Below are 13,299 nucleotides of genomic sequence, written 5' to 3'. Positions count from 1 at the left end.
ATCGATGCATCAACGGTATGACTGGGCGAATCATCAGCTGCTTGAGCGTAATCGCTTGGCGGCGCGGGCTTACTTTTTGTCTTACCCGGAAGAAGCGGGAGCACTGACCTATGAAAGAGGCGCGACACCGTGGTTTCAATTGTTGAATGGGCATTGGCAGTTCGCTTACGCACCATCACCACTTCGCGTACCGGAAAACTTTTTTGCCGCTGATTACGATGCTTCTAGTTGGGCCCGGATTCAGGTACCAGGGCATTGGCAGCTGCAAGGCTACGGCAAACCGCATTACACGGACTTGTACTATCCGTTCCCTGTCGATCCGCCGCATGTTCCGTCTGATAACCCGACAGGCTGCTATTTGCGCGAGTTTACGGTTGCGCCTGCGTGGAAAAATCAGCAGGTAATCCTGCGGTTTGAAGGAGTGGACAGTGCTTTTCATGTGTGGCTGAACGGGAAGGAAGTCGGCTATAGCCAAGGAAGCCGTTTGCCATCCGAGTTTGATGTGACGGAGCTGTTGCAGGAAGGCAGGAATCGTCTGGCTGTTCAAGTGTACCAATGGTCGGACGGTACATACGTAGAGGATCAGGACATGTGGTATTTGAGCGGAATTTTCCGCGATGTGTCCTTGATCGCCAGACCGAAGCTGCATGTGAGAGATCTGGCAGTCGTCACCGATCTGGATGAGGAATACCGCCATGGAGTACTGCGTGTACGTGCCCATATCGAAAACAGCTCTACAGCTGCCTATGACGGGGTGAGCGTGACGGCAAAGCTGCTGGATCAATCCTGCACGCCAATCGCTTCGCTGACTCACACAGGGACAGGCGAGCTGGCAGCCGGACAAGAAACGGTCGTGACCTTGGAGCTTCCCGTGCAGGAGCCGAAAAAATGGTCGGCGGAGGAGCCGAACTTGTATCATCTGTTGCTTACGCTTGAGCAGGAGTCTGGCCAAAAGATAGAAGTCATCCCGATTCGCGTGGGCTTCCGACGTATCGAAGTAAAGGGGAACAACTTTTTCGTAAATGGCGTAGCGATTCGTCTAAACGGCGTCAATCGTCATGATCATCATCCTGATCTCGGGCGTGCTGTTCCGTATGAGACGATGCGCGAAGATGTCCTCATGATGAAGCGTCACAACATCAACGCCGTTCGTACCGCCCATTATCCGAACGATCCGCGCTTTTACGATTTATGCGATCAGTACGGACTGTATGTGATGGATGAAACCGATCTGGAGACGCATGGCTTCCAGTTAACCGGCAATATTAGTCAGCTGAGTGACGATCCAGAGTGGGAGCAGACGTATGTCGAGCGCATGCAGCGCATGGTGGAACGGGACAAAAACCATCCGTCGATCATCATGTGGTCGCTTGGCAACGAATCCGGCTTCGGCTGCAATTTCCGGGCAATGGCCGCTTGGTGCCGACAAGCTGATCCGACCCGTCTGATCCATTATGAGGAGGATCGCGAAGCAGAGGTGTGCGACGTGTTTTCCACCATGTACTCCTCGGTAGAAAAAATGATCCAGCACGGCGAAAATGAACATCTGCAAAAGCCGCATATCATGTGCGAGTATGCTCATGCCATGGGGAATGGACCCGGCGGCTTACGCGACTACGCCAGTGTGTTTGACAAATATCAACGCTTGCAGGGCGGTTTTGTGTGGGAATGGATTGATCACGGCTTGCGTCAATATACGCCGGATGGGCGCGAGTATTATGCCTACGGGGGAGACTTCCAAGACTACCCGACGAATGGCAACTTCGTCATCGACGGCATGATTCGTCCGGATCGCACCCCATCCCCTGGATTACTCGAATACAAAAAAGTGATTGAGCCGATCGTGGTCGAAGCGACTGATCTGGAAAGCGGACTCATAACCATTACGAACCGCTATGATTTCCGAACGCTTGCGCACGTGAGAATGGTCTGGAGTGTGACGGCAGACGGACAAGTGCTGCAGAGTGGAACGCTGTCGCTGCCACATACAGCAGCAGGAAGTCGCACGATTGTTGCTGTTCCGTATTCCTTGCCCGCACAGGTGCAGGAACGAACCGACTACTGGCTTACGGTTTCCTTCGTGCTTGCCCAGGATGAGAGCTGGGTACAGGCTGGACATGAGCTGGCGTGGGCACAATTTGCCTTGCCAGTGACTGCTGCGCAACAGGTATTGATAGCTCCACATCAACCGTTACTAGGTAAAGTGGATGCAACCGAAACGAAAACAGACGTCTCCATTACAGGAGCAGACTTTCAGTTCGTTTTTGACAAAGTGAGCGGCGTACCTACCAGCTGGGTGTTTGCTGGCAAGGAGCTGTTGGTGGCAGGACCTCGCCTCACGTTTTGGCGGGCACCGATTGACAATGACATGTACGTAGTCGAAGAGTGGCGCAAGGTGTATCTGGATCGTTTGCAAAATCGTGTGGAGCAAGTAAGCATCCAGCAGGACCGAGAAGATCGGGTGGTCATTACCTGCGATGTACGGATTGCTCCGCCTGTATACGACTGGGGTTTTGTGTGCCGCTACACGTATACCGTGCTCGGAAATGGCGAAGTGCTGGTAGATGTACAAGGCACACCCAAAGGCACTCCTCCAGCGATGCTGCCGCGTATCGGCTTGAAGCTATTGGTCGCCAAGGATATGGAGAGCGTCTCGTGGTACGGACGCGGTCCGGGAGAAGCGTATATCGACAGTAAGGAAGCCAATCGCATCGGGGTGTATCACGCGAGCGTGGATGAGCTGTACACGCCGTATGTGTTCCCGCAGGAAAATGGCAATCGCACGGACGTCAAATGGATGTCGATCACGGATCAGCGAGGCATCGGACTCTTCGCGATGGGTCAACCGACCTTGGAATTTAGCGCACTTCGCTATGACACGGACGATCTCGAGCAAGCGAAGCACACGACAGATCTCGTAAAAAGAGAGTATGTGACGCTGCATCTGGATTATCGCCAAAACGGGCTGGGTAGCAACAGCTGCGGACCTAAGCAATCGGAGCAGCATGCCTTGCGTCCAGAGGAGTTTTCCTTCCAGATGAGACTCACGCCTTTTTCGAAGGATATGATCTCTCCGGTTCAGTTGTACAAGCGGATATTGTGTGACTAGCAGAGGATTGTTCTCGAAGGCATCGCCGAAACGTTGTACAATTTAATTGAAGATTGAATAGTGCAACTAATCAAAATCGGTGGTGGTTTGTCATATGAAGTCATGGTCGCTCTTTCCGCGCAGAAGCATTCATGCCAAGCTTCTCGCTTTTATGCTGATTGCCGCCATTATCCCGCTGATTACTTTGGGGAGTATGGCGTACTGGAAATCGTCGATGGTCGTTCGCGAGCAATTTAGCACGTCAGGCGAGTATATTGCTACACAGCTGCAAGTCCAGATCGACAACTACCTGAGTCAAATGCGATACATGGCCTATGACATCAATCGATACGTGTCAGACCCGACGTTGGTCGTCATGCGGGAGGAACAGCCGAAGACGTACACTGGCTTCCTGGAACAAAAAAACTTCGAGCGATACCTGGGGGCACACCGCAACCTTGATACAAAGGGCATTTTTATCGTGACGCCCTCCGGTTACTTTTTCGGGGAAAATGTGATCAATGGACAGGATCTGATGCGGGAATGGTGGTGGAAGGGACTGCCTGCCAAGCTGGACGAAGAGCGATGGATCGGTTTTTACACGCCCAGACATTATGTCGGATTTCAGGATGAGGCGGAGCTGCGTAATCAGGAGAAGGTGCTCGGTCTGGTCGTTCCCGTTCTCAGCGGTTATGGCGTGTTGAAGGATAGCCGGATATTGATCGAGATGAAGGCGGGCAAGCTGTTTCAGTTGTTTGAGCAGCTGGAAGAGGACATGAGCGCGTATGTGACCATTACAGCCAAAAATGGCGAGCTGATTTACCGGACGGCGGGTACGTTTGTCCAGCAAGAGAGCGATATCGTCTGGAACAAGCCGTTGGAGTCCAACAACTGGATGATTCAGGTGCGCTTGCCGTACGAGCAAATGAACCGCTCTGCGGAAGTGATTGAATCCTTCTTTATCGCGGCGCTTATACTATCTGCGGTACTGGCACTTCTTCTGGCATATTTATTCTCCAGACGAATTACAGGCAAAATCAAACGACTTCAAGAAACGATGCGGCTGGTCGGAACAGGCGAGCTGCAGACACGAGCAGAGGTAGATACAGAAGACGAGCTGGGGCGGTTAGGGGTGAGCTTCAACCAGATGGTGAGGCGGATTCAGACGCTAATCGCCGAGGTGAGTCGGACCGAGCAGCTGAAAAAGGAAGCAGAGCTGCGAGCTGTTCATTACCAGATCAACCCGCACCTGCTGTTTAATACACTCAACTCCATCCAGTGGAAAGCAAGATTATCTGGCGCCAATGAAATCGGCAATATGCTCTATCATCTCATCAAGGTGCTCGAAGGGAATCTCGACATCACCCAAGAGCTCGTCCCGTTGGAAAAGGAGCTGCAAACCGTCGAGCATTTTCTGCAAATCCAAAAGCTGCGATACGGTCCAGTTTTTCAATTTGATCAGACGGGTGTAGAGGCTTGCCGTCGCTATTTGATCCCGCGAATGACTCTTCAACCGCTTTTGGAAAATATCTTTTTCCACGCATTCGAAGACGGGCACGGAACGATCCGGATCAGTGTCAGTGAAAAAGAAGGGCTTGTGACGCTGCTGTTGCAAGATGACGGCGCAGGAATTGTGCCGGAGCGATTGGCTAAACTTCTCGATCCTGATCTGGAGCGTTCTAGCAAACGAGGACTCGGCGTGTACAACGTCGATCAGAAGTTCAAGCTGCATTTTCGAATGGAAGACGGCATGAAGATTACATCTGTCAGAGGAGAAGGAACCACAATTCAAATCACATGGCCAACAAGGGAGGAATTTCCTGATGAGCATCAAGGTAATGATTGTGGATGACGAAGTGCTGGTGCGAAGAGGACTGAAGGCAATGGTGCCGTGGAGTCGCTACGGGATGGAAGTAGTAGCGGATGCACCGAATGGTCGCAAGGGCTGGGAGACTTTTCTGCAGGTACAGCCTGAGCTGGTGATTACGGACATCGTTATGCCGGAAATGGATGGACTGGAGCTGTGCAGACGGGTGAAGGAGCATGCTCCACAGACAAAGGTGCTTCTGCTCAGCTGTCACCGTGATTTTGCTTTTGCCCAGCAGGGAATTTCACTCGGGGTGTCCGGATATTTGTTGAAGACCGAGTTTCAGGATGAGGAATGGGGTACGTTGTTGGAAAAGCTGCGGACTGAGCTGACTGGCGAGAGAGCACGTCCCGAGAAAGACCGTGAACGGCGTGATGAATGGAAGCGGGAATTCGGTGCCTGGTTAACTGGCTTGAGCTGCGATTTTGAGCAAAGCTTGTCCTCCTTCCTGCAATCACACTGGTCGTGGATGAACGATTCCATGCGTGTATGGCTCTTGGAAGGGATGGGCAGCGGGAACCGGGAGGAGCAGGAGCGTGCCTGGTTAACAAGTGAGCTGGACGGCGAGTGGGAATGGATCGCATGTGGTGATATCCGCTTTTTGTTGACTCCTGCAAGTGCTGGCAGGCAGGTAGAATCATTGCTCGTGGAGTGGAAGCTGGCTGGAAAGGTGACAAGCTGGGAGACAACGAGCCCGTTTTCTGGACGCGAACCGTGGATTCAGGCGGTACGGATGCTCTACCAACGTACGGAGCGGGCGCGCAAATACGGTGTCATTCAAGACCCGTGGCAAGAACCGATCAAGCAGGCTGTTCATTACGCACTCGACCGTCTGGATACGCCTTTGACGGTAAGTGAGGTAGCCTCGCAGGTGGGACTGAGCCGCAGTCATTTTAGCGTGATGTTTAAAAAAGGAGTGGGCGAGAGCTTCGGCGAGTTTCTCGACAAGCGCAGGGTAAAAGTGGCCCGAGCGATGCTCGGTGAAACAGCTCTGTCCATTCAGGAGGTAGCAGAGCGGGTCGGTCTTCCTGACGCGAAATACTTCAGTAAATGGTTCAAAAAATATACAGGGATGACTCCAAGTCACTACCGTTTCAAACAAAAGGAGGAGTCCAGTCGAACAATCGTCCACTCCACCGCACAAACCTGAACGAAGCGAAAAAAAGGAAACAAATTCACACACTATTGCGAACAGTTAGCGGTTTCACCGTTTTTTTTCCTTCATTAAAATAAAGAAAAATGAGGGGTAAATCTAGGGGGGGTCACAGATGAAAAAGGTGGCGTCAAAATGGCTCGCAGCCAGCATGGCACTTCTTCTGGCGGTCGTAGCTGGTTGTTCGCAAACCCAGCAAGCCGGAACATCAGGCAAGTCTAGCAACGCAGGTACGGAAACGCCAGCATCGTCCGATAAAAAGGAAACGGTTACATTACGTTTCGCGACATGGGACACGGACCAAATGCTGAAGATCCAACAAGATATCGCGAAACAATTCGAACAGAAAAATCCGGGTGTGAAGGTACAAGTCGAGGCATATGCAGATGGTTTTGATCAGAAGCTGGTAGCAGCGTTTGGGGCGAAAAACCCACCGGATGTCATGTACATGTGGGATTTCCCAACGTACCATGCTTCCCTCGAACCATTGGATGAGTACGTGAAGAAGGATTTATCAGTCGCAATCGACGACTTTTACCAAGGCCTCTTAAACTATAATCGATTCGACGGAAAATTGTTCGGTCTCCCAGCGGGCTTCTCGACGCGGGTCGTATTCTACAACAAAAAGCTGTTTAACGAGGCAAATGTACCGCTTCCGACAGACGACTGGACGTGGGATGATTTCAAATCAGCAGCCAAACAGCTGACTGTTCGCGAGAAGAAGCAGTACGGCTTCGCTGTTCGTTCTGAGCCGGATACGTATGATCTGCAGCAATTCGTGTGGAGCAACGGCAGCAGCTTCATCAGCCCTGACGGAAAAACAATCGAGGGCTACATGAACAGCAAGGAAACGGCAGAAGCCCTGCAAATCTTCAGTGATTTGACGAAAGACAAGAGCGCTTTGCTCGTCGGTGGCAAAAACCAGCAGAGCGGGAACGACTTGTTCAAAGCAGGCAAGCTCGCCATGTATGACAACGGCGTATGGTCACTAGAGTCGTACAAGAAGTCGAAAGTCGATTTTGGTACAGTCGTAATGCCGCAGTTCCCTGGCAAGCCTGGAAAGGGTGTCATTGCTTCTTCCTCCGTATCGATCGCCAAGGATTCCAAAAACAAGGAACTGGCTTGGGAGTTTTTGAAGTTCTTCGTTTCCAGTGATGCGATCAAGATGCGTACATCTGACTTGCCTGTGCGTATCAGCGTCGTTCAAGAGAAGAAGCTCGATCAGGACCCGCTCTACGCGCCGTTCTACAAGACATTGGAGCAATCGACTGACACGCCGGCATTCCTGTTGAATCCACACTGGAACGAAATCAACCGGAACCTTTCCGCAGCTGTCAATGCGATCATGATGGGACAAAATGCCGAGGAATTACTGAACAAGGCAGTAAAGGACTCCCAGAAGTTCCTACAAAAATAACGGGAAGGGGTCAGGGAATTGAATACAGAGAGTGTTGTGACACATAAACAACCTGCCACGACCGTTCAACCGAAAAAACTCAGGGGAAGGGCGTTTCTTACGCCCTATCTTTTTATCTTGCCTTGGATTCTCGGCTTTCTCGCTTTTACGCTGGGACCGATGTTGTTTTCGCTCGTCATGAGCTTTTTTGATTGGCCTGTCGTTGGTGAGGTTACGTTTGTCGGCTTGGACAACTACGTCAATATGTTTACGGATGATCCTTTGTTCTGGCAATCGCTCTGGATCACGATTAAATTTGCGCTGTTGTTTGTCCCGTTGAATTTGTTCATTGCGTTGTTTTTGGCCATGATGCTGAATCAGAAGATAAAAGGCAGTGGTTTTTTCCGTACGGTGTTTTACTTGCCGAGCGTGATTTCCGGTGTGGCGCTGGCAATGATTTGGGCGTGGGTATACGACGGGGAGTACGGTATTTTCAACTATTTGCTCAGTCTGGTTGGGATTACGGGTCCCGACTGGCTGAATGATACGTCGTGGGCACTCGTTGCCATGGTCATTGCCAGTCTGTGGGGCCAAGGCTCCATGGTATTGATTTTCCTGGCGGGGCTCAAAAGCATCCCGGAGAGCTTGTATGAGGCGGCTTCGATTGATGGGGCAGGGGCGGTACAAAAGTTTTTCCGCATTACACTGCCGATGGTGAGCCCAACGATTTTGTTTAACCTGATTATGACGATCATCAGTGCGTTCCAGCAGCTGAGTCTAGCACTCCTGCTCACAGGAGGCGGACCGTTGCAGTCTACGTATTTCTATGCCATGTACGCGTATGACAACGCCTTCAAATACTTCAAGATGGGGTATGCTTCGGCGAACTCCTGGTTTATGTTTGCGATCATTTTGGTATTGACCTTCCTCGTATTTAAAACGTCCGGCAAATGGGTGTACTACGAGGGCGACAACCGCAGGGGAGGGGAAGAAGCTTGATACGCAAAACGATTGCTTATGCGAGTCTGATCTTTTTCTCTTTCCTGTTTCTCGCACCGTTTTACTGGATGATTTCTACTGCGCTTAAGTCGGACGATGAGATTTTGCAATATCCACCAAAATGGATTCCGGATGTGCTGCATTGGGAGAACTTCGGGAATGCGTGGATGTCTCAGCCGTTTAATCTATATTTGGAAAACTCGTTGACGGTGACGATCCTGACGACGATTGGTCAGTTGATTTCGTCTTCGCTGGTCGCGTACGGCTTTGCCCGGTTTACGTTTAAAGGGAGAGATTTTCTGTTCATGGTCGTTCTGGCCACGATGATGATTCCGTGGGAAGTGACGATGATCCCGCTGTACATGGAGTTCAACTACCTGGGCTGGATCAACACGCTCAAGCCATTGATTGTTCCTTCGTTCTTCGGGTCAGCGTTTTATATTTTCCTCATGCGGCAATTTATTTTGACCATTCCTCGTGAGCTGGATGAAGCGGCGCGTATCGATGGGGCTGGTTCGTTCCAGATTTACGCACGGATTATTATGCCGTTGATGATGCCTGCTCTGATTTTGGTGAGTGTATTCAACATTTTGGGCACATGGAACGACTACTTGGGTCCACTCATTTTCTTGAATGACCAAAGTCAGTACACGCTGACACTGGGACTGGCGCAATTTAAAGGGATGTATGAAGTAGAGGCTACCGGACTGATGGCGGTCACGTTCCTGATCTCGCTTCCGCCGTTACTCCTCTTCTTCCTGGCGCAACGATATATCGTAGACAATTCGGCCGGCGTTGCTATTAAGTAAGAGGCGATCAAGTAAGAGGCGATCAAGTAAGGAGGGAGCCGCAGTGGGGAATCGGGCGAAGTGGGAAGGCTGGGCATGGTCCTTTCATCAATTTGGTGAGCGATTGCTGCGGATGGCGGCAGCGCATCTCATGTGGGTGGTATGTACGCTTGCGGGAGGGATCGTCTTTGGAATCTTCCCGGCGACAGCGGCTTTGCATGACACACTCAGTGGAAAATGGAGTGACCGGGGGCTTCCGTCCGCCTTCTGGCATGCTTTTCGCCACTACTTCTGGAGGAGCCAACGGCTTGGCGCAGGGTTGGTGCTAACGGGGGCAATCCTGTGGGTCGATGTGGTGTTTTTCCTTCGCATGGGCACGCTGTGGGGACTTTCGATCGCGGCCATTTTTGCAGGGATCGGATTCTTGCATGCGGCTACCTCTTGCCACGCTTTTTCCTTGCTGGTTCGGGAGGATGCAGACGTGAAGCAGACGCTCAAGCAATCGTTTTGGCTGGTTGCGGCCTTTCCGTTGCATTCGCTCATAACGATGGGAGGCTTGTTCCTTTTCTTAATCCTTTTGCTGGCGATTCCTGTTATGCCGATCTTGTTGGGAGCGAGTCTGCCTGTCTGGTGGATGAACGCCCGAATGAGTCGTCTGCTGGAAAAGCGCGATCGTAAACGATCGACGAAGCAACCTCGAGGTGAGACATATGCAGTTTGATTTAGGAATCGTTCCTTTTAGCCGATACGGGTCGTATCTTGTACTCTCGCGACTGGGTAACGCCAAGCGAGCAGAAGGACTGTATTTGCGCAATATTCGTGGAGGAGACAATCACGATGGCGCGATTTTTCGAATCGAAATGGTAGCAGATGGCGTGTCCGTGCCTTTTGAGACGGAGGCTACACCTACCTTGCTGCGCCTTTACGGGGATAAAGGCGAAGTGAAGCTGTGCATGGGTGAGCCGCAGCTGGTGCAGGTACGTGGTCAAGGCGTGGGTTTGCGACTAGTGCTGGAATCGACGGCAGCAGACTACGCGATTTCTGCCGGAGCCGGATGCTGGGAAATCAATCACTTCTCCACGGAAATTCGCTTGCGAGTAACTCCGCTTGCTGGAGCGCTGACGGTGAATCCCACGAAGGCCACGCGTGAACAGCAAGTGAGTGTAACCTTTCTTCCCGACGAGGAAACCGATGTGCTGGAAGGTGTACTGGAGGAGTTCCACACAGTTTGGAAGGAACGCAGCTATCCTGCCTTTTCTGATGGATGGGCACAGGTGAAAAAGGAGTATGACGAGTGGCTGGAACGGACACTCTCTGTATCTGAGGAGCATCGCGATGGCTTGATGGAAGCACGAGAACTCGCGGCGTACATCACATGGTCTTGCGTGGTGAGGCCAGAAGGCTATCTGCCGCGCTCCGCGATGTACATGTCCAAAAACTGGATGACGAACATCTGGAGCTGGGATCATTGCTTCAATGCGATGGCACTGACGCGCGAAAATTTGCCGCTGGCGTGGGATCAGCTCATGATCTTTATCGACAGGCAGGATGAGAGCGGGGTCTTCCCTGATTTTATCAATGATCGCTATGCGTTGTGGAACTGCTGCAAGCCTCCGATTCACGGCTGGACGCTGCGCTGGATGCTGGATCGGAACGACGCCATTACGAACGAGATGCTGGAAGAGGTGTACGAGCCGCTTTGTCGCTGGACCGAGTGGTGGTTCCGTTACCGCGATGATGATCAGGACGGGATTCCACAGTACAATCACGGCTATGACTGCGGCTGGGACAACAGCACGATTTTCCTCGATGGGGCGCCGATTGAAAGCCCGGACCTGCCTGCGTATTTGATTTTGCAAATGGATGTGCTCGCGGATTTGGCCAAGAGGCTGGAACGTCCCGAAGAGGCAGCCAGCTGGCAGGAAAAGGCGGAACTGACACTACAACGACTGCTGGAAAAGCACTGGAACGGCGAGAATTTCTACGCGACCCACTCGGGTAGTGATCAGCCTACCCAAGGAGACAGCTTGATTCGCTACATGCCTCTCGTGCTTGGCGAAAAGCTGCCAAAAGACATCAGGGCCAAGCTGATAGCTGACTTGCAGGAGCGGTTTTTGACAGAGAATGGACTGGCTACGGAGAGTCCGACCAGCTCGTTTTACCGTGCCGATGGCTACTGGCTAGGTCCGATCTGGGCACCAGTAACGATGCTGTTGGTCGATGGATTACAGCGTGCAGGCGAAGTCGCGTTTTCTCAGGAGATTGCCAGACGTTTTTGCCGGATGGCAGCACGCAGTGGCATGGCGGAAAACTTCGATGCGCTGACAGGGGATGGACTGAGAGACCGGGCGTTTACATGGACATCCAGCGTGTTTTTGATGCTGGCGCACGAGTATGTATAAGTGGGTGGGCAAGATGTCAGTAGAAAATAAAGTATTCTCCAATATGTGCTAATATATAAATGTTTAGAGGGTAGATTCAATCTGCTCGCTTTTTATGCAGCGAATTGCTTAGCGTACGTTTTCCGCGTTTTGTCGGCGGTACCCCAATATTAAAGAAATTATCTTAGGTAGTCTCAAGAAGGAATACATGAATGATATATGTTGTCAGTCATGGACAAACAGAATTAAAAAGAGAAGGGAGATTACACCATGTCGGATGAGATCACAGTGTACCCCGTCGCCTGGCCACCTGCCCCGATCATGACCGAGCGGCTCGTGCTCCGCCAGTCCGAGGCCCGGGACCGTGCGGCGCTGATCGACCTGTTCGCCTCACCAGAGGTGGGCACCTACGTCGGCGGCTCCCGACCGCGTGACGAGCTCGAGTGCGCGCTGCCCGAGGTGCCCGGGCAGCGCTTCGGCTTCTTCGTGGTCGAGCTCAACGGAACAACGATCGGCATGATCACGCTCGATCGGCGCGACCCGGAGCGTAAGGGTCACATCCGTCCAGAGGGCGGGGAGCCCGGGCTCGGCTACATGTTCCTGCCGCAGGCGTGGGGACGCGGGTACGCCACCGAGGTGGAGCGGTTCGAGGACTACGGCGCCGAACAGTGGCTCGGCGTATGGTACCCGGGCACGCCGGCCGAATGAGCTCATGCCCGACAGCGCGACGGCTCGCCGAGGCCACCGATCGGCCGTCGGCCTCGGCGAGCCGCTTGTGCCAGTGCTTCCCAGCTTCGGTGACAACCGTCCCGACTTCGCTGTCACCGGCCGCGCGCCCGTCAGTATTTGGGGACGATTTTGATAAAAATCAATTAAAAATCCAACTTAAAAATGTAGCCTTATTTATTGACGAATGGGATGCGTTTAAGCGGAGAGTCTTTTGATGATTTCTTTGTGCTTGATTAAACTAACGGGGAACGTTAGTTCAATGAAACAGTGACAGTCTAGGACTTTATTTTCTCGTCCTTGGCTGTCGCTGTTTCGATTTCTAGGGTCAGTCTAAAACTTTATTTTCCGAGTCTAATGCTTTATTTTCTTTGGACACAAGATAGTGACAAGGCTATCTTGCCCGTCTTTTTTATTTGATGTGATCGGGTAAACGAAAGCGCATGAATCTCTCAAAGCAGCCATCTGAGTCAACAGATAGCTGAATTTGTTCTCTCTTATATCGAAAAACAGCGGAGCCAAGTTCACTTTTATATCGATTGCCATCTGGTTTTGATATGGAGATTTTTACGGTTTCATCGTATTGCTTCACATATTCCGTACCGAGCACTTTGGTGGCAAGCTCCTTTAATTTTTGCTTGTAATAAGCTTCATCTTGGGTTTTTATTTTGGCGGCAGGGAAGCGAGGACCGTGATAGAGCAACAACTTGCCTGTTGTAGCATCAAACTGCGTCTCTGCCATCGATTTCCCTTTATCATTGAAGTTTCCCGTTTCATGCAGCACGATTGTCCATACTCCCTGAATAGCTCCGTCAATCGTCATCGGTTGCTTGGAATAGCCTGATAAAAAGCCGAACGAAAACAAGAAAGGCGACCCGCGGGCCGCCTAAAAATCCGTATT

At 51.8% G+C, this 13,299-nt stretch carries 10 protein-coding genes; 9 read left to right on the top strand and 1 reads right to left on the bottom strand.

Annotated elements, in window-relative coordinates; translation table 11 throughout:
- Positions 1–4 precede the first annotated feature (4 nt).
- The 9 genes from ebgA to AB1L17_RS18095 all read left to right on the top strand — a co-directional run bounded on the left by ebgA (position 5) and on the right by AB1L17_RS18095 (position 12,380).
- Positions 5–3,109 (top strand): beta-galactosidase subunit alpha, encoded by a 3,105-nt coding sequence (gene ebgA / locus AB1L17_RS18135; protein ID WP_412846352.1) that lies wholly within the window; start codon positions 5–7, stop codon positions 3,107–3,109.
- 94 nt (positions 3,110–3,203) lie between these two features.
- Positions 3,204–4,940: a cache domain-containing sensor histidine kinase gene (locus AB1L17_RS18130; protein ID WP_412846351.1), complete on the top strand. Its 1,737-nt coding sequence runs from the start codon at positions 3,204–3,206 to the stop codon at positions 4,938–4,940.
- Positions 4,912–6,105, top strand: coding sequence for a response regulator transcription factor (locus tag AB1L17_RS18125; RefSeq protein ID WP_412846350.1), 1,194 nt, complete (start codon positions 4,912–4,914; stop codon positions 6,103–6,105). The genes AB1L17_RS18130 and AB1L17_RS18125 overlap by 29 nt, the downstream gene beginning before the upstream one ends.
- Positions 6,106–6,223: 118 nt before the next feature.
- Positions 6,224–7,525 (top strand): ABC transporter substrate-binding protein, encoded by a 1,302-nt coding sequence (locus AB1L17_RS18120; RefSeq protein ID WP_412846349.1) that lies wholly within the window; start codon positions 6,224–6,226, stop codon positions 7,523–7,525.
- An 18-nt stretch (positions 7,526–7,543) separates the two neighbouring features.
- A complete protein-coding gene (locus AB1L17_RS18115; RefSeq protein WP_412846348.1) occupies positions 7,544–8,503 on the top strand; it encodes a carbohydrate ABC transporter permease in 960 nt (319 codons plus the stop codon).
- The gene (locus AB1L17_RS18110) at positions 8,500–9,312 is read left to right on the top strand and encodes a carbohydrate ABC transporter permease (protein WP_007720306.1); all 813 of its coding nucleotides are present in this window, start codon (positions 8,500–8,502) and stop codon (positions 9,310–9,312) included. The genes AB1L17_RS18115 and AB1L17_RS18110 overlap by 4 nt, the downstream gene beginning before the upstream one ends.
- Before the next feature lie 43 nt (positions 9,313–9,355).
- Complete coding sequence (locus tag AB1L17_RS18105) at positions 9,356–10,012, top strand: YesL family protein (protein WP_412846347.1); 657 nt, start codon at positions 9,356–9,358, stop codon at positions 10,010–10,012.
- Positions 10,002–11,693 carry an amylo-alpha-1,6-glucosidase gene (locus tag AB1L17_RS18100; RefSeq protein WP_412846346.1) on the top strand — a complete coding sequence of 564 codons (1,692 nt, stop codon included), beginning with the start codon at positions 10,002–10,004 and terminating at the stop codon, positions 11,691–11,693. Before AB1L17_RS18105 ends, AB1L17_RS18100 begins: the two co-directional genes overlap by 11 nt.
- A 249-nt stretch (positions 11,694–11,942) precedes the next feature.
- The gene (locus AB1L17_RS18095) at positions 11,943–12,380 is read left to right on the top strand and encodes a GNAT family N-acetyltransferase (RefSeq protein WP_412846345.1); all 438 of its coding nucleotides are present in this window, start codon (positions 11,943–11,945) and stop codon (positions 12,378–12,380) included.
- 430 nt (positions 12,381–12,810) lie between these two features.
- On the opposite strand, the gene AB1L17_RS18090 is transcribed toward AB1L17_RS18095, so the two are convergent.
- Positions 12,811–13,263 (bottom strand): hypothetical protein, encoded by a 453-nt coding sequence (locus tag AB1L17_RS18090; RefSeq protein ID WP_412846344.1) that lies wholly within the window; start codon positions 13,261–13,263, stop codon positions 12,811–12,813.
- Between the last annotated feature and the right edge of the window lie 36 nt (positions 13,264–13,299).

The sequence above is a fragment of the Brevibacillus jepli genome (genome assembly GCF_047229145.1).
In the GTDB taxonomy this organism is placed as follows: Bacteria; Bacillota; Bacilli; order Brevibacillales; family Brevibacillaceae; genus Brevibacillus.
The sequence above is the reverse complement of the archived record's forward strand: the minus strand, read 5'-3'. Positions and strand labels throughout refer to the sequence as shown.

Coding starts and splice junctions, on each gene's coding strand:
- AB1L17_RS18120 (WP_412846349.1), top strand. CDS start 6,224: ATGAAAAAGGTGGCGTCAAAATGGCTCGCAGCCAGCATGGCACTTCTT.
- AB1L17_RS18100 (WP_412846346.1), top strand. CDS start 10,002: ATGCAGTTTGATTTAGGAATCGTTCCTTTTAGCCGATACGGGTCGTAT.
- AB1L17_RS18125 (WP_412846350.1), top strand. CDS start 4,912: ATGAGCATCAAGGTAATGATTGTGGATGACGAAGTGCTGGTGCGAAGA.
- ebgA (WP_412846352.1), top strand. CDS start 5: ATGCATCAACGGTATGACTGGGCGAATCATCAGCTGCTTGAGCGTAAT.
- AB1L17_RS18130 (WP_412846351.1), top strand. CDS start 3,204: ATGAAGTCATGGTCGCTCTTTCCGCGCAGAAGCATTCATGCCAAGCTT.
- AB1L17_RS18095 (WP_412846345.1), top strand. CDS start 11,943: ATGTCGGATGAGATCACAGTGTACCCCGTCGCCTGGCCACCTGCCCCG.